The sequence below is a fragment of the Nocardioides sp. genome, assembly GCF_014360585.1.
Taxonomy (GTDB): Bacteria; Actinomycetota; Actinomycetes; order Propionibacteriales; family Nocardioidaceae; genus Nocardioides.
In genome coordinates this window covers 36,690-56,827 of sequence record NZ_JACIXG010000018.1, presented here as the reverse complement: position 1 = coordinate 56,827, position 20,138 = coordinate 36,690, and the positions used below count along the sequence as shown (strand labels likewise).

The window sequence follows — 20,138 nt, the reverse complement described above, 5'->3', positions numbered from 1 at the left end:
ATGGTCCTCTACATGACCTCGGCGGACGAGCACGAGCAGCGCTGGGAGCGCAACCTCAAGGTGCTTCCCTTCGCGCTGCTCGCGCTCGCCACGGCCATCAGCGTCGCGACCATCCCCGAGCTCGGTCCTCACTCGGTCGGGATGCAGGTGACCCTCGGTGTGCTGGTGGCGGCGACCGCGGCGTGGATCTGGCGGTGGATGTATGTCTACGGTCGCCCACATCCGGTCGGCTACGCCGGGCGCACCCTGCTGGCCGCCGCCCTCACCCTCATCCATCCGCTCTTCTGCATCTTCGCCTGGATCGGGTTCCTGGACGCGTTCGACTCCTTCCGCGGGCGCCGGCGCTGGGTGGCGATGGCGGCCACCGCGCTGATCATGGCCGTCGGCCAGACCGGCGGGCCACCGCCCTACGACAACCCGTGGCAGGGCGCGCTGCTGCCCATGCTCTTCCTCGTCAACTTCGGGCTCGCCAGCCTGATGGCCCGCTACAGCATCCATCTCGACGCCGTCAGCCGGGAGCGGGCCGACACCATCGTCAGGCTGGAGCGGGCGCACGCCGAGAACGCCAAGCTGCAGGAGCGGCTCCTCGCGCAGTCGCGGGAGAGCGGCGTACGCGACGAGCGCGAGCGCCTCGCTCGCGAGATCCACGACACCATCGCGCAGTCGCTCGCCGGCGTCGTGGCCCAGCTCCAGGCCGCGGACGGCTGCGTGGACGCCCAGGACGTACGCCGCCGGGTCGCCCGGGCCACCGAGATGGCTCGCACCGCGCTCGTCGAGGCCCGTCGGTCCGTCCAGGACCTCACCCCCGCTGAGCTCGCCGACGCGGGGCTCCCCGATGCCTTGTCGGCGTTGGTCGCGACCTGGCGCGACGACCACGGCGTCGAGGCCACCTTCGTCGTCGTCGGCGAAGCCACGGCGCTGCACTCCGAGGTCGAGGCGACCCTGCTGCGGATCGCCCAGGAGGCCCTCGCAACGTGGCCAAGCACGCCGGGGCATCGAGGGTCGGCGTCACGCTCACGTTCGACGAGTCCGAGGTCATCCTCGACGTACGCGACGACGGCTGCGGCTTCGACCCCACCGCTCCCCGCCGTGACTCGGCCTTCGGCCTGGGCGTGATGCGCAACCGCGCCCAGCGCCTCACCGGATCCGTGACCCTGGAGTCCGCCCCAGGCGGCGGCACGGCGATCTCCACGACCGTCCCTGCGCTCCCCCGAGGCGCCGCATGACCCCGAGACGTCACCATCTGACGCCGAGGAGTCGGTTTCTGGCGCCGAGGGGTCACCTTCTGACAGATAGAGGACCACAGTGATCAAGATCGTGGTCGCCGACGACCACCCGGTCGTACGCGACGGGGTGGTCGGAGTGCTCCGCGCCCAAGGCTTCGAGGTCGTCGGCCAGGCCGGCGACGGCGCCGAGGCTCTCGCCCTCGTCCAGGAGCTCGAGCCGGACGTGCTCGTCCTCGACCTCCGGATGCCCGGGACCGGTGGCGTGGAGGTGATCGAGCGGCTCCGGGCACGGGAGTCGCGCACCGGCGTACTGGTCCTGACGACGTTCGACACGGACACCGACGTGGTCGCCGCGATCGAGGCGGGGGCGACCGGTTACCTGCTCAAGGACGCCCCGACACCGGACCTGGTCAAGGCAGTCCGAGCGACCGCTGCCGGCGAGACCGTGCTCTCCCCCGCGGTCGCGACCCGGCTCGCCTCCCGGCTCCGCTCACCGGGCCCGACCGCTCAGCTGAGCCCGCGCGAGCGCGAGGTGCTCACCCTTGTCGCCGGCGGGACGACCAACCGCGCGATCGCCGCAAAGCTCTTCGTCAGCGAGGCGACGGTCAAGACCCACCTGGGCCACATCTTCGACAAGCTCGGCGTCACAGACAGAGCTGCCGCGGTCGCACGAGCGTACGACCGCGGCATCCTGGGTTGAGCGAGCGTCGTCCCAGTGCGTGCCTGGCAAGGCAGAGGAGGGAGGCGGCCCGGTGTTGGCCGTCGACCGACGACAACGCCGCCAGGTGCGTGCTGGGGCGGCGCTCAGCAGCCGCCGGCGACAGCGGGGAGGACTACGACCTGGTCGCCGTCCTTGAGCTCGGCGTCGAGACCGCCGATGAAGCGGACGTCCTCGTCGTTGATGTAGACGTTGATGAAGCGGCGCAGGTCGCCGTTGTCGATGAGGCGCTCCTTGATGCCGGAGTGGTTCGCCTCGAGGTCGTCGATGAGCGCGCTCAGGGTCTTGCCCTCGGCGCTGACTGCCTTCTCACCGGCGGTGTAGGTGCGGAGGATGGTCGGGATCTTGACCTCGATGGCCATGGGTTCTCCTAGCTGGATGTTTCTCGGGCGCGTCACGACAACGTCGCGACGATGCTGATTTCTTCCTCGGTGACGTTGCCGTCGATGATGCGGAATGATCGAAACTCGACCGGGCCGTCGTCGTTTCCCCCATCGGTGAAACAGTCGCGGGTGCTGACCAGCACGTAGTGTGCGTTCGGCTCCATCGCGAGACCGATGTCGGTCCGCGAGGGGTAGGCCTCGGTCGCCGTGTGGGAGTGGTAGACGATCACCGGCTCCTCGTCGTTCGCGTCCATCTCCTTGTAGAGCTGGAGCAGATCGGTCGAGTCGAACTCGTAGAAGGTCGGCGATCCGGCGGCGTTGATCATCTCGATGAACCGCTCCGGCCGGTCGGACCCCTCAGGGCCCGCGACGATCCCGCACGCCTCGTCGGGATGGTCGCGCTTCGCGTGGGCGACGATCGCGTCGTAGGTCGCCTGGTCGATGGTCAGCACAGGATCAGCCTAGGCGGGCCAAGCAGCGACGACGTACATGACCGGGTGCCGGACACGGTCACAACCACCCGCCACGATGGTGTAGTCAGGACGCCGCCCAGAGCGCTTCGACGATGGTCTCCTGCAGGATCCCGACCCACTGGTAGATCCCGTAGACCTGGCCTGCGGGGTCGTCCTCGGGCAGCGAGTCCCAGAAGTCCTCGTCGCCGTCCTCGACCCCGAGCCGGGTCGCGAGCGCGAGCCGGATGTCGGTGAACGAGCGCATCCACGCCTCGGCGTCGGCGATCGAGAGCTCGACGTCGATGACCATCCCGTCCTCGTCCAGCTCGGGCGGCAGCCCGGCCTCCTCGAGCGCGTCGATGATCGTCGAGGCGGCCCGCGCCTTGCCGTCGCGCAGCCCGCCCTCGGTGAACCGCCGGAACTCCCCGGCCGCCTCGGCGTCTTCTCCGTAGGCCGAGGGGAAGAGCCGCTTCAGCACCGGGTCCTCGGGCTCGGTGGTCGGACCCGAGAAGTCGAGCATGGCCTCCAGCGGGTCATCGCTCTCGGCCGGCGCGGCGACCTCGTTGCGCAACAGCTCGACGAGCTGAGAGGCCAGCGAACGGAGCAGGTCTGCCTCGAACCCGGAGAAGGTCGCGATGATCTGCTTGCTGCGGCGGTGGTAGCTGAACCCGCCCATCAATCCTGCTTCTCCAGAGTCGCCCAGAGCCCGTACTCGTGCATCGCCTGCACGTCGCGCTCCATCTCCTCACGCGATCCGGAGGAGACCGCCGACTTGCCGTCGTGGTGCACCTCCATCATCAGCTTCTCCGACTTCTTCTTCGAGTAGCCGAAGTATTTCTGGAAGACGAAGGTGACATACGACATCAGGTTGACCGGGTCGTTCCAGACGATGGTCACCCACGGAGTCGCGGGCGCTACGAGGTCGTCGACCTCGGGCTCGTCGAGCTCCACGGGGCTTGGCGCGCTCATGCCGCCACCTCCGTAGCGCAGGCGCAAGGATACGGATTCGGCGGCATGAGGACCTTGATGGTCACTCGCTTGCGCTCGCTCATGACATCCATCGTGCCACGATGTGCCCGTGGACTCGACAGTGGACTCGACGGCAGGCTCGACCGCGCTCCTGACCGATCATTACGAGCTGACCATGCTCCAGGCAGCCCTCAAGGCCGGCTCCGCAGAGCGTCGTGCGGTCTTCGAGCTGTTCCCCCGGCGGCTGGCCGGAGGTCGCCGCTACGGCGTGGTGGCCGGGGTCGGGCGGGCGCTCGATGCCATCGAGGCCTTCCGGTTCGGCCCGGAGCAGCTGGCCGTCCTGGAGGGGGTCGTCGACGGCCCGACCCTGGAGTGGCTGGCCGGCTACCGCTTCACCGGCGACATCTGGGGGTACGCCGAGGGTGAGACCTTCTTCCCGCACTCGCCGCTGCTCGTCGTCGAGGCGAGCTTCGCCGAGGCGGTCGTCCTGGAGACGGTGCTGCTCTCGATCTACAACCACGACTCGGCCATCGCCACCGCGGCCTCGCGGATGACGATGGCAGCCGGTGAGCGCCCGTGCATCGAGATGGGCTCGCGCCGCACCCACGAGGCGGCCGCCGTGGCCGCCGCCCGCGCGGCCTACGTGGCCGGTTTCACCGCCACCTCCAACCTCGCCGCCCGCGCCCGCTACGGCGTGCCCACCACCGGCACCTCCGCCCACGCCTTCACGCTCCTGCACGACACCGAGGAGCAGGCCTTCCGGGCCCAGGTCGCCTCCCTCGGCAAGGGCACCACGCTCCTGGTGGACACCTACGACATCGCGGAGGCGGTCGCGAAGGCGGTCGAGATCGCCGGACCCGAGCTCGGTGCGGTGCGGATCGACTCCGGCGACCTGGGGCTGCTCGCCCATGACGTACGCCGCCAGCTCGACGACCTCGGCGCCACCGAGACCAAGATCATCGTCACCAGCGACCTGGACGAGTACGCGATCGCCGGCCTGGCCGCCGCCCCGGTCGACGGCTACGGCGTCGGCACCCAGCTGGTCACCGGCTCCGGTCACCCGACCGCCGGGTTCGTCTACAAGCTGGTCGCGCGCGAGGGCGCCTCCGGCGACCTGGAGCCCGTCGCCAAGAAGAGCGCGTCCAAGGCCTCGATCGGCGGCCGGAAGTACGCCCTGCGCCGCCGTGACCGAAAAGACGTCGCCGACGCCGAGGTGATCGGTATCGGTGCCGCGCCGGCCGGCGACAACAACGACCGTCCCCTCCTCACCCAGCTCGTGAGCAAGGGCGAGGTCGTCGGTCGTGAGCCGCTCGACGCGGCGCGTGAACGCCACCAGGCCTCGGTCGCCGAGCTTCCCGTCGTCGCCCACTCGCTCCTCAAGGGCGATCCGGTCATCCCGACGCTGTTCCAATGAGGCTCGGGTCCAACGAGGCTCGGGCTAGTGTGGCGAGCATGACGCGTGCACTGATCGTGGTCGACGTACAGAACGACTTCTGCGAGGGCGGGTCCCTGCCGGTCGCCGGCGGGGCGCGGGTGGCCTACGACATCGGTCAGCTGCTGCGTGAGCGGGCGGCGAGCGAGGAGCCGGAGCCGACGTACGGCCTGGTCGTCGCCACCAAGGACCACCACATCGACCCGGGCGACCACTTCGGCAACCCGCCGGACTACGTCAACTCCTGGCCGCCCCACTGCGTCGTCGGCACCGACGGCGAGGCCTTCCACCCCAACCTGGACCCGGTGACCTTCGACGAGATCTTCCGCAAGGGCGAGTACGCCGCCGCTTACTCCGGCTTCGAGGGCGCGGCCAACGGCGGCGCCACCCTGGTCGACTGGCTCCGGGGTCGCGGCGTGGCGGAGGTCGACGTGTGCGGGTTGGCGACCGACTACTGCGTACGTGCCACCGCGCTCGACGCGCGAGCGGCCGGGTTCCACACGACGCTGCTCTCCGACCTGACCGCCGGCGTGGCTGCGGAGAGCACCGCAGCGGCCGTCGAAGAGATGCGCGCCGCTGGGGTAACGGTCTCATGACAGAAATGGGAACTTTGCGCCGATAAGGCGCGTCTGACGGTCTATTCTCTCTCGAATGGCTCCGATCTCGGCGACAGCCCCTCTTCGCCAACCCCTCTTTCGGTGGTTCTTCGCGTCCCGCTCGATCAATCTGGTCGGCAACTTCATGGCGCCCGTCGCGCTCGCTTTCGCCGTGATGGAGGTGAGCGACGCGCCGATCGCGATCGGTGCCGTCCTCGCGGCCAGGACCATCCCGATGATCGTCTTCATGCTCATCGGCGGCGTGCTGGCCGACCGGATGGGCCGAGCCCGGGTCCTGTTCGCCTCCAACCTGGTCTCCGGGCTGAGCCAGGCGGCCGTCGCCGTCCTCGTCATCACCGGCGTCGCCGAGCTGTGGCACCTGATCGCCCTCTCGGCTCTCAACGGCATCGTCTCCGCCGCCGGCCTGCCGGCCCAGCAGGGGATCATCCCGCTCGTGGTGCCCCGCAGCATGCTGCAGGAAGCCAACGTGCTGCTGTCGCTGACCCGGGCGGTCGTCGCGGTCGCCGGCCCCGGCACCGCCGGCCTGCTCGTCCTCAGCGTCGGCGCGGGCTGGGCGCTCGCGATCGACGCCGCCACCTGGATCATCGCGGCTCTGCTGTTGCTGCCGGTCAAGCTCAGTGGCACTGCCGCCAAGGCGTCCATCGTCGGCGACCTGCGTCTGGGCTGGGACTACTTCCGCACGACCAGCTGGCTGTGGCTCTGTGTCGGCGCCGCGACCATGCTCAACGCACTCTACGAAGGCGGGCTGCTCACCCTCGGTCCGCAGCGGGCGGAGGGTTCATCGCTGGGCGCCGGCGGCTGGGGCCTGATCCTCACCTTCCAGGGGATCGGCGTGCTCGCCGCGACGCTCGTGCTGATGAAGGTCCGGCTCGAACGGCCCCTGCTCTACGGCATGATCGGCATGGCCGTGTTCGGCCTGCCGATCGCGGCGCTCGGCTTCTCCACCGACCTGGCGGTGCTGCTTCCCGCAGCCGCTCTCTCCGGTGCCGGCATCCAGGTGTTCAGCCTCGGCTGGCAGCTCTCGATGCAGGAGAACGTCCCTCCCGAGCTGCTCTCCCGTGCCTCGTCCTACGACCAGCTGGGGACCTATATCGCGATCCCCATCGGGCAGCTGGCGATGGGGCCGTTGGCCGCTGCGTACGGGATCGAGAACGTGCTCGCGATCGCCGGCATCACCTTTGTCGTGATCTCGCTGGCGACACTGCTGAGCCCGGCTGTCCGCCGCTTGAGCCGTGTGCCGGCCCTGGCCGAGCGCGACGGCGCCCCGGCGCACTAGGTCCGACCCACCAGAACGCAGGCCGTGTAGGCCGTGTAGGCCGAGGCGTGGCTTCGCTCGGTCAGCCGGCCAAGGCGTTGGCACCACAGGAGATCCGGCCGGGTCTTCAGTCCCGGAACTTCGGGCCCTATGCACGGTCACGCAGGCGCCCCGCGGGACAAGGATTGCGTCCATGATCAGCAATCCCCCATCGGCAGTTCAGACAGCTCCCGGACCGCACGGCGGCCCGAGTCAGCGCAGGATCGCCCGGCTGCTCCCAGCCGGATCCCCACAGTGGACCTTGCTCAAGGTGATGCGCGAGGTGCGAGCTCCCTCGTGGACACCGCAGTCCTCGGCCGTACGCCTGGCAGACGAGGTCGGCGATGGCCGGGCGCTGCGGGAAGCACGGGCCCGCCTGCGGTTGGCCGGCATCGAGAGAGCGACGCTGACCGAGCTGCGTGCACTGGCCACGTTGAACCTGGCGATCAACCATTACGAGACGACCGACACCGCTGGGCAGGTCGGGGCATGACCGCCGTAGCAAGCTCCGGTCCTGGTCAGTCTCTGGTCAGCAATCGGATAGCCATCGTGGAGTCTCACCCGGTGGTCGGCGAGTCCCTGGAGCTGGCGCTGTCGAGGCACCGCTTCGATGCCCGGCTCCTGCCCCCACCCTCGGATCACGCGACCACCTCCGCGCTCACAGCACAGATCTTGCGCGCTCGGGCGAGCATCGTGATCCTCGGCGCGACGCTGGACGCCGGAGATCCCTGGATGGGGGCGATCGCGCCACTGACGCGCGCGGGGGTCGATGTGGCCATCCTGACGTCGACGACGGACCGGGCCTGCTGGGGACAGGCGCTGCGCCGCGGTGCTCGGGCGGTGTTGCCGAAGTCCCGGCCGCTCAACGATCTCATCTCGATCGTGAGGCGCCTCACCGACGGACTCCGCGTCCTCGACGTACGCGAGCGCGAAGAGCTCATCGCGCACGCCGTGCGTCGCGACATCGAACTGGCGGGACTCCGCGAGCGGTTCGAACGTCTCTCTCGCCGCGAGGAAGAGGTGCTGGAGCACCTCAGGAACGGGCGCACCGTGTCCCAGATCGCCGCCCTCGACTTCGTCTCGCCTGCGACGGTCCGCACGCAGGTGAAGTCCATTCTCGCCAAGCTCGAGGTCACCTCGCAGATCGCCGCGGTGGGCGCCGCCCATCGCCTGGGCTGGCAGCCGCCGAAGACCCTCGACCCTCAGACTCGCTTTCTACCGGCTCCCGCGCAGCTTCGGCACCCCATGGCTCATACCTCGCCTCCGGCGCGGGCGGCAGCCGGGTGATGAACCACGCCGTCGAAGATCGATGTATCCAGGCTCACGCCCACCTGTCGGCGAGGGTGCGGATCACGTTGAGGTTGCGGTTGGTGCTGACCGCGATGTGGCGCTCGACGACGGCGTTGGTGATCTTCGTCTGCTGGAAGCTCTCGGTGAGCAGGTGCACGGCGCGGCCGATGACGTAGACCCGCTCGCCCTCCCCCGCCCGTGCGACCAGCGCGTCCCGCGAGCCGGAGTCCGTGAGCTCCTTGCACAGGAACACGAACTGCTTGCCTTCGTGCCCCGTCCCGACAGCCACGGCGTCGTTGGCGATCACCTTCAGCTCGGCCGGCGTGATGCAGACCGTCGGCACCTCGAAGAAGCGGTCGGCAGCGAAGGCCTCCTCCAGGATCGCCTCCATCTCCGCCCGGTCGCCGACCGGGTGGTCGAAGCGTACGTTGCCGGTGTTGATGTAGGTCTCGACGTCCGTTCCGCCCGCCCTCACGACGGCGGCGATGATCGCCTGCTTCGGGAACTTCCGGTTCGCGCCGAGGTTGATGGCTCGCAGGAACGCGATCCAGGTGTGCCGTTCCGTTGTCATTCTCAGATAGTCTCCACCCGTCCGCCGCGCCGCAACCCCGACCCTGGAATCCGATCGATGCCTTCACAGCAGCTGCTCTCCTCGGCAGCCCCGACCGCCTCGGGCTCCGCTTCGGCGAAGACCCTGGACCTCTCCAGCGACCTGGTCGTCTACGCGGCGCGTCTCATGCGCCTCGTACGCCGCACGCTGGACCTTCCGGCCAGCGTCCGCGTCCTCACGATCCTCGACGCCATCGGGCCGCTCGGCATCACCGAGCTGGCCCGCGCAGACGGCTGCTCGCAGCCGACCATGTCGGCCCAGATCGCCCAGCTGGTGGAGACCGGTCTGGTCACCAAGACACCCAACCCGGCCGATGCGCGGGCCAGCCTGGTCACCCTCACCGAGGCCGGCCGGGCCGACCTGGCCGAGGTGCGCGACCGCATCTCCCGGCTCATCGCCGAGCGGCTCGAGTCCCGCAACCGCACCGAGGCAGAGCTCGAGGCGGCCGTGGCCGTCCTTCGTGACCTGGTCGAGGGCGACGCCCCGACCGGCTCCTAACCCGGCAAGCCGAGCGCGGCAGCCGCAGCCGCGACCACCGCGGGATCGGTCTCCCAGTGGCCGCCGTCGTCGGCGTCGCCCAAGGCGATCAGGGAGGCGGTGATGACCCGCCGCTTCGCGGACAGATGCACGCCCTCGACACCGAGCGCGGCGAGCATCGCGATCGAGTCGACACCGACGCCACCGCCGGCCAGCACGTCCGGCCCGTCGACCGCAACCATCGCGGCGATCGTCGACGCTCCCGCGGCCGCCGTCGGTGCGCCGCCGGAGGTGAGCACCCGGTCGACCACGCCGGCCAGCGCCCGGACCGCCGCGACCGGGTCGGCACTGAGGTCGACGGCGCGGTGGAACGTCACCGTCGCCTCGTACGCAGCAGCCTCCTCGGCCAGCTGCCGGATCAGCTCCACGTCCGGCTCCCCGTGCGGGGTGAGCGCGCCGATCACGATCCCGTCGGCACCGGCCTCGAGAATCATGTCGACCTCTCGCCTCAGGAGGTCCCGCTCCGCCCGGGAGTAGCTGAATCCGCCCGGGCGCGGCCGGACGAGCACGTGGACGCCCTGCCACCCGTCGGCGGCCTCGCTGCCGCCGACCTCGTCGAGGACGGCCTCCACGAGCCCCTGCGACGGGGTGACGCCGCCGACCTCGAGGGCCGAGCAGAGCTCGACCCGGGTCGCACCGCCCGTGCGCGCCGCGCGTGCCCCGGCCACCGAGGTCACCGCGATCTCCAGCGCGGTCGAGCGCGGCCGGCCCGGGAGACGGCTCACGCCGAGCCTCGCGCCGCCCAGTCGCGCAGGGTGTCGATGCGGGCCTTCAGCTGGTCCGCGTTGGCGACCGCGGCGGGCGGGCCGCCGCACTCCTTCCGGAGCCGGTTGTGGGTGACGCCGTGAGGAGTCTTGGTGCGGTGGTGCCAGGCCGCGACCAGGCCGTTGAGCTCACGGCGGAGCACGGCGAGCTGCTCGTGGGCGGCGACCGCCGCGACCGGCTCGTCGGCGGCCACCGGCGCCGAGGTGGACTTCTGCTTGCGTGCCCGGTCGCTCTGCCGCTGCTGGAGCAGGGTCTTCATCTGGTCGGTGTCCAGCAGCCCGGGGATGCCGAGGAAGTCCATCTCCTCCTCCGAGCCGACGTGCACCTCGCCGGAGTGGCCGAACTCGCCGCCGTCGAAGAGCACCCGGTCGAAGCGCGCCTCAGACCCCATGGCCTCCCAGGCTCCCAGCTCCTCCTCGGAGGCGCCCTCCTCGGCGTTGGCCGCGGCCATCAGCGCGTTTTCGGCGGCGAAGATGTCGTCCTCGCTGGTGACCTTCTTGCCGAGCACATGGTCGCGCTGCAGCTCGAGCTCGGAGGCGAACCCGAGCAGGTTCGGGACCGACGGCAGGAAGACCGAGGCGGTCTCACCCCGCGTACGCGCGCGTACGAAGCGCCCGACCGCCTGCGCGAAGAAGAGCGGTGTCGAGGTGGTGGTCGCGTAGACCCCGACCGCCAGCCGGGGCACGTCGACGCCCTCGGAGACCATCCGGACCGCGACCATCCAGCGGTCGTCGGACTCGGAGAACTTGGCGATCTTCTTCGAGCCGGCCTTCTCGTCGGAGAGCACGACGGTGGCGCTCTGCCCGGTGATGGTCTTCAGCGTCTTGGCGTAGGAGCGCGCCGAGTCCTGGTCGGTGGCGATGACGAGCCCGCCCGCGTCGGGCACGTGACGCCGCACCTCGGTCAGGCGCTTGTCGGCGGCCGCGAGCACCGACGGAATCCACGATCCGGCCGGATCGAGCGCGGTCCGCAGCGCCTGTGAGGTCAGGTCCTTGGTCAGCGGCTCGCCGAGGTGGGCGGCGATCTCGTCGCCGGCCCGGGTGCGCCACTGCATCTGTCCGGAATAGGCCATGAAGAGCACCGGCCGGACGACGTTGTCGCGCAGCGCCTCGGCGTACCCGTAGGTGTAGTCGGCCGCCGAACGAGGCACGCCATCCTCGCCGGGGGCGTAGGTGACGAACGGGATCGGGTTGGTGTCGGAGCGGAAGGGCGTCCCGGTGAGCGCCAGTCGGCGCGCGGCCGGCTCGAAGGCCTCCCGGACCCCCTCGCCCCACGACAGCGCGTCGCCGGCGTGGTGGACCTCGTCGAGGATCACCAGCGTCTTGAACCGCTCGGTGCGGATCCGCATCGCGAGCGGGTTGACCGCCACCCCGGCGTACGTCACCGCGATCCCGACGTAGTCGGCCGAGGTCTTGCCCTGACCGGCGGAGTAGCTCGGGTCGATCGGGATCCCGGCCCGGGCGGCCGCCTCCGCCCACTGCACCTTGAGGTGCTCGGTGGGAGCGACGATGGTGATCCGGTCGACCAGCCTGCGACCGAGGAGGTCGGCGGCGACGGTCAGCGCGAAGGTCGTCTTACCGGCACCCGGCGTCGCCACGGCCAGGAAGTCACGAGGCTGGTCGGCCAGGTATCGAGACAGCGCCTCCTGCTGCCAAGCACGCAGCTTGGGCGCAGTGCCCCACGCGGCCTTGTTGGGCCACGCGGGTGTGAGGGCGCCGGGTAGGTCGGCCCCAGTCACTTCGCCGAGTCCGTAGCGCGAGCGCCAGAATACGCACTCGGCGAAGTGTTGTCTCGATGGCTCGCTCGCTGAAGCTCACTCACTCGTCGTCGCCCTCGCCACCGCTAGGCGGCATCCCCTCGAAGATCTCCTTGCAGTCGGGGCAGACCGGGAACTTGGACCCGTCGCGGCTCGGCACCCACACCTTGCCGCACAGCGCGACCACGGGCGTGCCCATGACCATCGCCTCGGTCAGCTTGTCCTTCTCCACGTAATGGGAGTAGCGGTCGTGGTCACCCTCCTCGGTGGGGACGTCCTGCTCGCGGATGTCCTCCCGTTCCTTGACGGCTTCTTTCGTGCCGAATCCCAGGATGCCCATGCGCCAACCTTACAAGGGTCCGTCAGTTGAGTCCCGGGTCGGGCGGGCGCGTGGCGTGAAAGGCCAGCTCACCGGGCTGGCGTCGAAGCACCGCGCCCCACATCGAGCTCACGTCGACGAGGAAGGAGTCATAGGGCTCGCTGTCGACGACATACCACGACCCCTCCTCCACCTCGCCCTGAAGCTGGGCAGACCCCCAGCCGGCGTAGCCGGCGAAGATGCGCAGTCGCGACAGCGTGCCCTCGACCAGCTCTAGGGGCGTGTCGAGGTCGAGCAGCCCGAGTCGCCCGACCACCGGACGGAACCCCAGGGGCTGGTCGTCGGCATCGACCAGGAGCGCGACCGCGATCGCGGCGTCCTTGCTCACCGGGCCGCCTTGGAACAGGACGTCAGGGTCGGCGACGGAGGCCGCCCACGGATGGAGCACCTCGGCGACCGGAACCGGCGAGGGCCGGTTCAGCACGACGCCGAGCGCGCCGTCGTCGTTGACCTCGATCAGCAGCACCACGGTGTCGACGAAGTTGGGATCGCGAAGCTCGGGCGTGGCCACCAGCAGCCGACCGGCGCGTACGTCCGTCTGCTCGGTCATGACGCCATGATCGCATCACCTGTGAAACATCAGTCGCACCCGAAGCCAACGCGTATGAAGACTCCGGGGCCGGCACTTAGGGAGTGCGGAGGGAGACCGCGGGAGGGGCGCGCCGGCGCCCGGAGCCTGGCTTGATGAGCCGGTACGCAGCGTCAGGCCGCTGAGCGCACCGACCGGAACATGTCGACGAGGCCGGCGAAGGGCCCGCGGTCGACGATCGGGGCGGCAGGTTCGTACTCGGCCCGAGCCCGCAGCTCGATCAGCGAGCCGATCTGGACGCACTGGGCGTCGGCGAAGGCACCCTTGCCCGCCATCACGGCGAGGGTGAGGTGCTCCTTGGCCTGCGCCTTGGCCAGGGCGTCGGCCATCGTCTCGTCGACGGGCAGTGCGTGGTAGCGGTCGAGGACAGCACGGATCCCCGGCAGGTCGTCGGCGGCGCCGTGCCAGGCCCGGACGACGGCGTCCTCGAGGTCCATCGGCTGGTCGGCGAGCTCGGTCTCGATGCGGCCGGACAGGCGGGTGTGCCAGCGCAGCTGCAGGGCGGCGAGCAGGTCGAGCTCGTCGGCGAAGGTCTCGGTGACTCCAGGAAGATCCATGGGCAGCAGGCCGTCTCGACGCTCGTCGACGGCGGCGACCACGCCGCGGAGGATCTCCCCGCGCTTGTGATGGCTGGTCCAGCTCATTTGTCGGCTCCTTGCGGAAGTTCGTGACTCACATACCGTGAGTACGTACCTATAGTATTGAACATACCAAGGGTATGGCCAATACCTGGGACGGTGATTCCGAACACGGCCGTTAGAGTGGGCGGGTGGCAAAGTCGTCCGTGAGCAAGCTGGTCCCCAAGGTCCCCCCTCTCCCGTCGGTCCCGGGGATGTCACGGCGGCAGCAGTTCTCCGCCTCGACCAAGAAGACGCTGGTCGAGGTCGCCGAGAAGCTCTTCACCGAGCACGGCTATGCGAGCACGTCGCTGGACGCCATCGTGGCCGGCGCCGAGGTCACCAAGGGCGCGCTCTACCACCACTTCAGCGGCAAGCAGGCGCTCTACGAGGTCGTCTTCGAGAAGGTCGAGGCCGCCACCGCGCAGAGCATCGACGCCGCCATGCGCGAGTCGAAGGACCCCTGGGAGCAGGCGCGGGCCGGGCTGCGTACGTTCCTGGAGGCCGTCCAGCAGCCCACCTACCGCCGCATCGTCGTGCAGGAGGGGCCCGCCGTCCTCGGCTACCAGCGCTACCGCGAGCAGGAGGAGCGCTCCACGTTCGCCGTCGTCGAGGACATCGTCGCCGCCGTCCTGCGCGCCGGCGACCGGACCGTGGACGACGAGATGGTCGCGACCTTCGCCCGACTCTTCTTCGGGGCGATGTCGGCCGCGGGCGAATCCGTCACCGAGGCCAGCGACCCCGAGGACGCCGCCGAGCGCATCGAGTTGGCCGTGACCTACCTGCTGACCGGGGTCCAGACCCTGGCGCAGCAGGGCGTCAAGGTCGAGGACATGCGCTGACCCACCGGGTCAGTGACGAGCGCTACTTGACGCTCACCCCACCGGGCTCGACCTGGCCGTTGCCCTTCGGGATCAGGTCCAGCCACACCTTGCCCGGCGGGATCTCGATCGCGGCACCGCTCGCATCGGTGAACGTGACGGCGCCCTTCTCGCCCTTCTTCACCCAGGTCGCCTCGACGATCTGACCGGCGCGCAGGATCCACGCCTTACCCCTACCGGTGAAGTGGGAGACCGGGACGATCGCGCCGCCCGGGTCCTTGTACGGGGCGATCGTGGTCCTGGTCTGCGCGACCACGACGGTGTCGGCGAGGAACTGACCGCTCTTGGACATGTAGTTGTTCTGCAGGCGGTACTTGCCACCCTTGAAGACCCAGTTGTCCGTACGCGCCTGGGAGAACTTCACGTCTACGGCCTTGGCGGGCTTGCCGCCGGCAAGCTTCGTGGTCGCGTCGCCCCAGGGCATGAAGTCGGCCGGCCGCTTGGCCTTGCCCTTCTTCTCGGCAGCCTTGCCGACCTTGGCGACCTTGCCGACCACGCTGTGCAGAAAGTCGTGGGGCTTGCTGGTGTCACGTACGACGTAGGGGGTGGACATGTCGATCCACGAGACGTCGTGCTTCTTCAGCTGCGCGAAGGTGTAGGGCGCGGCGCCACTGGTCATGATCTTGGCATCGATCGGCGCGGCGATCCCGGCGTCGGTCGCCCGCATCGACCGGACCGGGCCGGCCTCCTTCGGGAGCTGGGAGTAGTACGCGACGGCCAGCCGCGTCACGCCACCCTCGACCAGCTCCTGGACGACCATGTCCGCCTTGGCGAGCCCGTACTGCGGGTCGCTGGCCGCGGTGTTGTCGATCTTCACGATGTAGGCGGGGTGCTTGCGAGCAGCGGTCTGCCCCTCGGGGAGCTGGGCTCCGGTCAGCGGCTCGTGGTCGGGCTCAGCGGGCGCGGACGGCGACGGCTTCGTCTCCTTCGGCTCCTCCGAGGAGCCACAGCCGGTCAGGACCAGTCCCGCGGCAGCGAGCGTTGCCGTCGCTCGCAGCAGGAACCCCGGGCGGGACGTGCGCATCATCGATCTCCATCTACATCGGCTCAGCTACCTAGACGAGTGTCAGACGGTAATCGTTGCATGCGACGAAGCCGCGCCCGGGGCTCCCTAGTAATTGCGATCTGAGCGTTCTCCCAGTGCGTGCACGGCAAGGCGGAGGAGGGAGGCGGCCCAGGCCTGAACGAAGTGGCCTTGGCCGTCGACCGACGACAACGCCGCCGGGTGCGTGCTGGGAGGGCGCTCAGGCTACGGTCGCGCCGCCGTCTACGTATAGGGTCTGACCGGTGATGTAGGAGGACTCGTCGCTGGCCAGGAAGGCCGCGGCGGCGGCGATGTCGGCGGGCTCACCGACGCGCTTGACTGGGTTGGCGTCGGCCGAGAGCTTGCGGAACTCGTCGACGTCGAGACCGAGGCGGGCCGCGGTCTGGTCGGTCATCTCGGTGGCGATGAACCCCGGCGCGATGGCGTTCACGTTGACGCCGAACGGGCCGAGCTCGAGCGCGAGGGTGCGGGTGAACCCCTGCACGCCGGCCTTCGCCGCGGAGTAGTTGGCCTGGCCGCGGTTGCCGGTGGCCGAGGTGGAGGAGACGTTGATGATCTTGCCGTACTTCTGCTTCACGAAGACCGCCTGCGCGGCCTTCGACATCAGGAAGTGGCCCTTGAGGTGCACGTTCATGACCAGGTCCCAGTCGTCCTCGGTCATCTTGAAGAGCAGGTTGTCGCGGGTGATACCGGCGTTGTTCATCAGGATGTGCAGGCCGCCGAGCTCCTCGACGATGCGCGCGACCGCGGCCTCGGTGTCCTCCGCCTTGGCGACGTTGGCGCCGATGCCGACGGACTTGGCGCCCTCCGCCAGCGGGAGCTTGGCGGCGGCCTCAGCGGCGGCGGCCTCGTCCAGGTCGATGATCGCTACCGAGGCACCCTCCTCGGCGAAACGCGTGGCGACTCCGAAACCGATCCCTCGCGCTGCCCCGGTGATGACTGCGACGCGTCCGTCGAAACGACCCATGACCAAACTCCTTCGTGTGACTCAGGCTCTATGACTCAGCCGACAATGACGTACGGCCCCCGCCGACTGTAGCGAGGGCCGCACGTCATGTCGCGAGGTGTCTACTGATTGGTAGCAACCCAAGCGTCGCGCGCGGCCACGCCCAGATCGGGGTGGTCGGTGAAGAACGCGTCGACGCCTGCGTCCAGGTAGGGGCCGACCTCGCAGCCGAGGTCACCGATCGCGATCGGGTCGGTGCCGATGCGGCACTCGGTGGGCAGGTTCTTGTTCTCGGCGCGCATGGTCCAGATGACGGTCGGCAGCCCGAGGCGCTCCGCACGGTCGGCGAGGTCGGTCGGCTCCCCCAGCGTGCCGTCGGCGTTGCGCGGGATGAAGTAGTACTTGTACGGCGCCACCTGGTCGGCGTACTTCCTGATGCTCCGCAGGCCCTTGTCGGTGACGAGGTAGTCGTTGGTCACGCCGGTCCCGGCGACCACCTGGTCGTAGGGGGCACCGCCGAAGTCGACCAGCTGCACCAGCGGGGTGTCGACCATGCGGTTGAGGTCCTTGAGGTTGCTGACCTCGAAGGACTGGATCACTGCGGCGGCGCGCTTGCCACCGAGACCGTGGCGCTTGAGGCTCTTGGCGAGCGGCTCCTCCATGGAGAGACCGATGGAGTCGAAGTACGTCGGGTGCTTGGTCTCCGGAGCGACGCCGATGGTGCGGCCGGTCTCGGCCTCCTTGGCCTCGACCAGGTCGAGCACCTCCTCGATGGTCGGCACCTCGAACAGGCCGTCGTAGGCGGTGTTGGCCGGGCGGTCGCCGGGGATGCGCTCCACGGCTCGCAGCGTCTTCAGCTCGGCGAGGGTGAAGTCCTCGGTGAACCAGCCGGTCAGCGCCTTTCCGTCGATGGTCTTCGTGGTCTTCCGGTCCGCGAACTCCGGGCGGGCGGAGACATCGGTGGTGCCCGAGATCTCGTTCTCGTGACGGGCCACGAGCACGCGGTCCTTGGTCGAGACCACATCGGGCTCGATGTAGTCGGCACCCTGCTGGATGGCCAGGTCGTACGCCTCGAGGGTGTGCTCGGGCCGGTAGCCCGAGGCACCGCGGTGACCGAAGACGATCGGCTCGGCGTGCTTGTGCTTGGCCGCCTGGACGGCGGTCGTGGGGGTGGCCGCCGCGGAGGCGGGGTTCGAGACCAGGAGGGTCCCGGCGGCGAGCGTCGCGGCCGCGGCGAGCGTGAGGGTACGCATTCGAGTGGGGTTCGGCGTGGTCATGAACCGATCACACCGGTCCCGGGAGACCCCGGGCCCGGTGTGCGGTGAACGACGAATGACGATCTGTCGACGGGCCTCAGGCTGCGTCGGCGGCGACGGCCGCGTCGTCCACATCGGCGGTACGGCGCTCGGCGATCACGTTCTCGAGCACGTCGGGGCGGTTGGTGATGACGCCGTCGACACCGCGGTCGAGGACTGCGCTCATCATCTCGGCGTCGTCGACCGTCCAGGAGTGGATGTCCATCCCCAGCGCGTGCACGCGGGCGACGTAGCTCGCGTCGAAGGAGCCGTAGTGCGGGTTGATCTGGTCGGCCCAGGTGTAGCTGTCCAGGTCGGCGTAGGCCGGGGTGCCGAGCAGGCCGACCGGCACCTCGGGCTGGATGCTCTTGTAGGTCTTCATCGAGCCGAAGTCGAAGCTCTGCACGGCGAGCCGGCCGGCGGCGACCGAGGACCGAACGTAGCCCGGGAAGGAGTCGAACTCGGCCGCGACCTTTTTCTCGATCCCCGGGTAGAGCCCGGGCGACTTGAGCTCCATCAGGATCCCGGAGCGCGAAGACCGCACCTGCTCGACCATCTCCTTCAGCGTCGGCACCGGCTCACCGGCGAACTCCTCATCGAACCAGGAGCCGGCGTCCAGCGTCTTGATCTCGGCGAGCGTGAAGTCCTTGACCCGCCACGGCGAGCGGCCGGGGAAGCGCTGCTCGACGTCGGTCGTACGCGACAACGTGGTGTCGTGCATCAGCACGAGCTCGCCGTCCTTCGTGGCCTGCACGTCCGACTCGATCCAGTCGGAGCGCTGCTCGATGCCGACGGCGAAGGCGGCGAGGGTGTTCTCCGGGGCGTACGCGCTCGCCCCACGGTGGGCGGTGACGGTGATGTCGTCGGCCCGGTTGGCCTCGACGGCGTTCACCGCCACCGGAACGAGCATCGTGCCCGCGGCCAGCGCGACGCCGGCCAGAGCTGAGGTGAGGGACTTGGTCGCGACGGACGACACGGACATTGCGCACTCCCGGGATCAGTGGACAACAACTGATCTCGAGTGAATCGGCCCTCACCGACCTTGCCCCGACCTCTTGATGGCCGAAGCCGTACGCCTCGGTGAACTCAGTCCAGCACGGCACGCAGCCGGTCGGCGTACTCCTTCTGTTCGCCGTCCTTGTACTTGTGCCGGGGCCAGAAGAAGCCCTTGAGGCCGTCGCCGCGGCGGCGCGGGACGACGTGGAGGTGGAGGTGCGGGACCGACTGGCTGACCACGTTGTTGATCGCGACGAAGCTGCCTTGGGCGTCGATGCCGTCGACGACCGCGGCGGCCAAGCGCTGAGCGTTCGCGACGAAGCGTTCGTGCAGGTCGGGAGGGAGATCGAGCAGCGTCGCCAAGTGCTGTCTGGGCACCATCAGGATGTGCCCCTTCTGCACCGGCCGATGGTCGAGAAAGGCCAGGAAGGCGTCATCCTCGAAGACCACCTCGGCCTCCAGATCGCCGGCGACGACGTCACAGAAGACGCAGCTCATGGGGTTCGCTCGCTCACGACTCGTCTCCCCACGACAGCGTCGCGACCACCAGGTCGACGGTCGGCAGGGCCAGGTCGGTGAGGTCGGGGTGTGGGAAGGAGTAGATCAGCCGTGACTCGTAGAGCCGGTCGGGCGAGGCGATCCACCGCTCCCCCACCGTGGTCGTCTCGGCCTGCAGCGGGTGTCGCATCATCCCGAACGGCGCCGGCCGGTTCAGCGCGACCGCCAGCGCGGACGGGCGTCGTCCGACCCGCTGCAGCCAGAAGGCCAGGAAGGCCGCGCCCTGCTCGGCGGCCGCGTCCTTGGCGGCGATCATCCACTGCGCCCACTCGGACTGCTCGGTCTTGGACCGCTGCACCTTCGGGAGGACGTTGTCGACCAGATCGGCGAGCTGGTAGTCGCGCACGTCGTCCTCGGACATGTCGACGACGTACCACTCCTGCCCCTTCGGCAGGCGCAGGTCGACGTGCGGCTTCGGGCCGAGCGCCTTGAGCACGTCCTTGATGCCGGCCCGGAACCGGTTCGGACCCGCAGGGTCGAAGGTGACGTACGCGATCTCCTCGATGTTGGCGGTGAGGAACTCGCGCACGCCGTCGCCGCCGCGCAGCTGTGCACGGCGCCGGGTGTCCTCGGCGAGGAACGTCTCCAGCGACTCCTGGGAGGAGAAGAGCATCGCCTCGTACGGCGGCCGGTTGCCGCGGTCCCCGGGAAAGACCCGGATCCGGGCCTCGTCGAGCTGGGGAACGACAACCTGCCCCGTACGCAGCGCGGCTCCGACCGCGTCGATGTCGGCGGCCTCAAGGGCCGCCTCCAGCGCGTGGTTACGGTAGCCGTCGATCATCT

25 protein-coding genes and 1 pseudogene are annotated in these 20,138 nt (G+C 69.5%); 10 read left to right on the top strand and 16 right to left on the bottom strand.

Annotated features, from left to right (window positions below; translation table 11 throughout):
* The 3 genes and pseudogenes from H5T77_RS08460 to H5T77_RS08455 form a co-directional block, all read left to right on the top strand.
* A pseudogene (locus tag H5T77_RS08460) lies at positions 1–804 on the top strand (histidine kinase); the annotation flags it as partial.
* A gap of 170 nt (positions 805–974) precedes the next feature.
* The gene (locus H5T77_RS25635; RefSeq protein WP_366816615.1) at positions 975–1,226 is read left to right on the top strand and encodes an ATP-binding protein; all 252 of its coding nucleotides are present in this window, start codon (positions 975–977) and stop codon (positions 1,224–1,226) included.
* Between the two features lie 79 nt (positions 1,227–1,305).
* A complete protein-coding gene (locus tag H5T77_RS08455; protein ID WP_292647585.1) occupies positions 1,306–1,926 on the top strand; it encodes a response regulator in 621 nt (206 codons plus the stop codon).
* Positions 1,927–2,030: 104 nt separating this feature from the next.
* On the opposite strand, the gene H5T77_RS08450 is transcribed toward H5T77_RS08455, so the two are convergent.
* The 4 genes from H5T77_RS08450 to clpS all read right to left on the bottom strand — a co-directional run bounded on the left by H5T77_RS08450 (position 2,031) and on the right by clpS (position 3,748).
* Positions 2,031–2,306, bottom strand: a complete 276-nt coding sequence (locus tag H5T77_RS08450) for a MoaD family protein (RefSeq protein ID WP_292647582.1) — start codon at positions 2,304–2,306, stop codon at positions 2,031–2,033.
* Positions 2,307–2,338: 32 nt separating this feature from the next.
* Positions 2,339–2,779 carry a M67 family metallopeptidase gene (locus tag H5T77_RS08445; protein WP_292647580.1) on the bottom strand — a complete coding sequence of 147 codons (441 nt, stop codon included), beginning with the start codon at positions 2,777–2,779 and terminating at the stop codon, positions 2,339–2,341.
* Positions 2,780–2,864: 85 nt separating this feature from the next.
* On the bottom strand, positions 2,865–3,455 hold the full coding sequence (locus H5T77_RS08440; RefSeq protein WP_292647578.1) for a DUF2017 domain-containing protein: 591 nt from the start codon (positions 3,453–3,455) through the stop codon (positions 2,865–2,867).
* Positions 3,455–3,748, bottom strand: a complete 294-nt coding sequence (gene clpS / locus H5T77_RS08435) for an ATP-dependent Clp protease adapter ClpS (protein ID WP_179656783.1) — start codon at positions 3,746–3,748, stop codon at positions 3,455–3,457. Before clpS ends, H5T77_RS08440 begins: the two co-directional genes overlap by 1 nt.
* A 121-nt stretch (positions 3,749–3,869) precedes the next feature.
* Between clpS and H5T77_RS08430 the strand changes: the two genes are divergently transcribed.
* The 5 genes from H5T77_RS08430 (at position 3,870) to H5T77_RS08410 (ending at position 8,378) form a co-directional block, all read left to right on the top strand.
* Positions 3,870–5,162: a nicotinate phosphoribosyltransferase gene (locus H5T77_RS08430; RefSeq protein ID WP_292647618.1), complete on the top strand. Its 1,293-nt coding sequence runs from the start codon at positions 3,870–3,872 to the stop codon at positions 5,160–5,162.
* Positions 5,163–5,191: 29 nt separating this feature from the next.
* Positions 5,192–5,776, top strand: coding sequence for a nicotinamidase (locus H5T77_RS08425; protein ID WP_292647574.1), 585 nt, complete (start codon positions 5,192–5,194; stop codon positions 5,774–5,776).
* Positions 5,777–5,831: 55 nt separating this feature from the next.
* A complete protein-coding gene (locus tag H5T77_RS08420) occupies positions 5,832–7,073 on the top strand; it encodes an MFS transporter (RefSeq protein ID WP_292647572.1) in 1,242 nt (413 codons plus the stop codon).
* Between the two features lie 172 nt (positions 7,074–7,245).
* A complete protein-coding gene (locus tag H5T77_RS08415; protein WP_292647569.1) occupies positions 7,246–7,584 on the top strand; it encodes a hypothetical protein in 339 nt (112 codons plus the stop codon).
* 56 nt (positions 7,585–7,640) lie between these two features.
* Positions 7,641–8,378, top strand: coding sequence for a helix-turn-helix transcriptional regulator (locus H5T77_RS08410; RefSeq protein WP_292647568.1), 738 nt, complete (start codon positions 7,641–7,643; stop codon positions 8,376–8,378).
* Positions 8,379–8,412: 34 nt separating this feature from the next.
* Here H5T77_RS08410 and H5T77_RS08405 read toward each other — a convergent pair whose 3' ends face one another.
* Positions 8,413–8,952, bottom strand: a complete 540-nt coding sequence (locus tag H5T77_RS08405) for a DUF1697 domain-containing protein (protein WP_292647566.1) — start codon at positions 8,950–8,952, stop codon at positions 8,413–8,415.
* Positions 8,953–9,009: 57 nt separating this feature from the next.
* Here H5T77_RS08405 and H5T77_RS08400 point away from each other — a divergent pair, with 57 nt between their 5' ends.
* Positions 9,010–9,489, top strand: coding sequence for a MarR family winged helix-turn-helix transcriptional regulator (locus H5T77_RS08400; protein WP_292647564.1), 480 nt, complete (start codon positions 9,010–9,012; stop codon positions 9,487–9,489).
* On the opposite strand, the gene H5T77_RS08395 is transcribed toward H5T77_RS08400, so the two are convergent.
* The 5 genes from H5T77_RS08395 to H5T77_RS08375 form a co-directional block, all read right to left on the bottom strand.
* Positions 9,486–10,253 carry a copper homeostasis protein CutC gene (locus H5T77_RS08395; RefSeq protein WP_292647562.1) on the bottom strand — a complete coding sequence of 256 codons (768 nt, stop codon included), beginning with the start codon at positions 10,251–10,253 and terminating at the stop codon, positions 9,486–9,488. The genes H5T77_RS08400 and H5T77_RS08395 overlap by 4 nt on opposite strands.
* Complete coding sequence (locus H5T77_RS08390) at positions 10,250–12,031, bottom strand: DEAD/DEAH box helicase (protein WP_292647559.1); 1,782 nt, start codon at positions 12,029–12,031, stop codon at positions 10,250–10,252. Before H5T77_RS08390 ends, H5T77_RS08395 begins: the two co-directional genes overlap by 4 nt.
* Positions 12,032–12,110: 79 nt before the next feature.
* Positions 12,111–12,389 carry a DUF3039 domain-containing protein gene (locus tag H5T77_RS08385; RefSeq protein ID WP_160024715.1) on the bottom strand — a complete coding sequence of 93 codons (279 nt, stop codon included), beginning with the start codon at positions 12,387–12,389 and terminating at the stop codon, positions 12,111–12,113.
* Positions 12,390–12,411: 22 nt separating this feature from the next.
* A complete protein-coding gene (locus H5T77_RS08380; RefSeq protein ID WP_292647553.1) occupies positions 12,412–12,978 on the bottom strand; it encodes a YqgE/AlgH family protein in 567 nt (188 codons plus the stop codon).
* A 152-nt stretch (positions 12,979–13,130) separates the two neighbouring features.
* On the bottom strand, positions 13,131–13,661 hold the full coding sequence (locus H5T77_RS08375; protein WP_292647550.1) for a hypothetical protein: 531 nt from the start codon (positions 13,659–13,661) through the stop codon (positions 13,131–13,133).
* Between the two features lie 125 nt (positions 13,662–13,786).
* Here H5T77_RS08375 and H5T77_RS08370 point away from each other — a divergent pair, with 125 nt between their 5' ends.
* Positions 13,787–14,476: a TetR/AcrR family transcriptional regulator gene (locus H5T77_RS08370; protein ID WP_292647548.1), complete on the top strand. Its 690-nt coding sequence runs from the start codon at positions 13,787–13,789 to the stop codon at positions 14,474–14,476.
* Between the two features lie 22 nt (positions 14,477–14,498).
* Here H5T77_RS08370 and H5T77_RS08365 read toward each other — a convergent pair whose 3' ends face one another.
* From H5T77_RS08365 to H5T77_RS08340, 6 genes are all read right to left on the bottom strand, one after another.
* Positions 14,499–15,539 (bottom strand): DUF3048 domain-containing protein, encoded by a 1,041-nt coding sequence (locus H5T77_RS08365; RefSeq protein WP_292647545.1) that lies wholly within the window; start codon positions 15,537–15,539, stop codon positions 14,499–14,501.
* Between the two features lie 220 nt (positions 15,540–15,759).
* Positions 15,760–16,527 carry an SDR family NAD(P)-dependent oxidoreductase gene (locus H5T77_RS08360; protein ID WP_292647542.1) on the bottom strand — a complete coding sequence of 256 codons (768 nt, stop codon included), beginning with the start codon at positions 16,525–16,527 and terminating at the stop codon, positions 15,760–15,762.
* 101 nt (positions 16,528–16,628) lie between these two features.
* Positions 16,629–17,759: a glycerophosphodiester phosphodiesterase gene (locus H5T77_RS08355; protein ID WP_292647539.1), complete on the bottom strand. Its 1,131-nt coding sequence runs from the start codon at positions 17,757–17,759 to the stop codon at positions 16,629–16,631.
* 100 nt (positions 17,760–17,859) lie between these two features.
* On the bottom strand, positions 17,860–18,783 hold the full coding sequence (locus H5T77_RS08350; RefSeq protein WP_292647537.1) for a glycerophosphodiester phosphodiesterase: 924 nt from the start codon (positions 18,781–18,783) through the stop codon (positions 17,860–17,862).
* 104 nt (positions 18,784–18,887) lie between these two features.
* Positions 18,888–19,295 carry an HIT family protein gene (locus tag H5T77_RS08345; protein WP_292647535.1) on the bottom strand — a complete coding sequence of 136 codons (408 nt, stop codon included), beginning with the start codon at positions 19,293–19,295 and terminating at the stop codon, positions 18,888–18,890.
* Positions 19,296–19,308: 13 nt separating this feature from the next.
* Entirely contained in the window at positions 19,309–20,136 is an 828-nt protein-coding gene (locus H5T77_RS08340) for a hypothetical protein (protein WP_292647531.1), read from the bottom strand.
* Between the last annotated feature and the right edge of the window lie 2 nt (positions 20,137–20,138).

What these genes read in the sequence shown, in the direction of transcription:
- H5T77_RS08450 (WP_292647582.1), bottom strand. Translation starts at nt 2,306, where the DNA reads ATGGCCATCGAGGTCAAGATCCCGACCATCCTCCGCACCTACACCGCC.
- H5T77_RS08440 (WP_292647578.1), bottom strand. Translation starts at nt 3,455, where the DNA reads ATGGGCGGGTTCAGCTACCACCGCCGCAGCAAGCAGATCATCGCGACC.
- clpS (WP_179656783.1), bottom strand. Translation starts at nt 3,748, where the DNA reads ATGAGCGCGCCAAGCCCCGTGGAGCTCGACGAGCCCGAGGTCGACGAC.
- H5T77_RS08420 (WP_292647572.1), top strand. Translation starts at nt 5,832, where the DNA reads ATGGCTCCGATCTCGGCGACAGCCCCTCTTCGCCAACCCCTCTTTCGG.
- H5T77_RS08415 (WP_292647569.1), top strand. Translation starts at nt 7,246, where the DNA reads ATGATCAGCAATCCCCCATCGGCAGTTCAGACAGCTCCCGGACCGCAC.
- H5T77_RS08405 (WP_292647566.1), bottom strand. Translation starts at nt 8,952, where the DNA reads ATGACAACGGAACGGCACACCTGGATCGCGTTCCTGCGAGCCATCAAC.
- H5T77_RS08400 (WP_292647564.1), top strand. Translation starts at nt 9,010, where the DNA reads ATGCCTTCACAGCAGCTGCTCTCCTCGGCAGCCCCGACCGCCTCGGGC.
- H5T77_RS08385 (WP_160024715.1), bottom strand. Translation starts at nt 12,389, where the DNA reads ATGGGCATCCTGGGATTCGGCACGAAAGAAGCCGTCAAGGAACGGGAG.
- H5T77_RS08380 (WP_292647553.1), bottom strand. Translation starts at nt 12,978, where the DNA reads ATGACCGAGCAGACGGACGTACGCGCCGGTCGGCTGCTGGTGGCCACG.
- H5T77_RS08375 (WP_292647550.1), bottom strand. Translation starts at nt 13,661, where the DNA reads ATGAGCTGGACCAGCCATCACAAGCGCGGGGAGATCCTCCGCGGCGTG.
- H5T77_RS08365 (WP_292647545.1), bottom strand. Translation starts at nt 15,539, where the DNA reads ATGCGCACGTCCCGCCCGGGGTTCCTGCTGCGAGCGACGGCAACGCTC.
- H5T77_RS08360 (WP_292647542.1), bottom strand. Translation starts at nt 16,527, where the DNA reads ATGGGTCGTTTCGACGGACGCGTCGCAGTCATCACCGGGGCAGCGCGA.
- H5T77_RS08355 (WP_292647539.1), bottom strand. Translation starts at nt 17,759, where the DNA reads ATGCGTACCCTCACGCTCGCCGCGGCCGCGACGCTCGCCGCCGGGACC.
- H5T77_RS08350 (WP_292647537.1), bottom strand. Translation starts at nt 18,783, where the DNA reads ATGTCCGTGTCGTCCGTCGCGACCAAGTCCCTCACCTCAGCTCTGGCC.
- H5T77_RS08345 (WP_292647535.1), bottom strand. Translation starts at nt 19,295, where the DNA reads ATGAGCTGCGTCTTCTGTGACGTCGTCGCCGGCGATCTGGAGGCCGAG.
- H5T77_RS08340 (WP_292647531.1), bottom strand. Translation starts at nt 20,136, where the DNA reads ATGATCGACGGCTACCGTAACCACGCGCTGGAGGCGGCCCTTGAGGCC.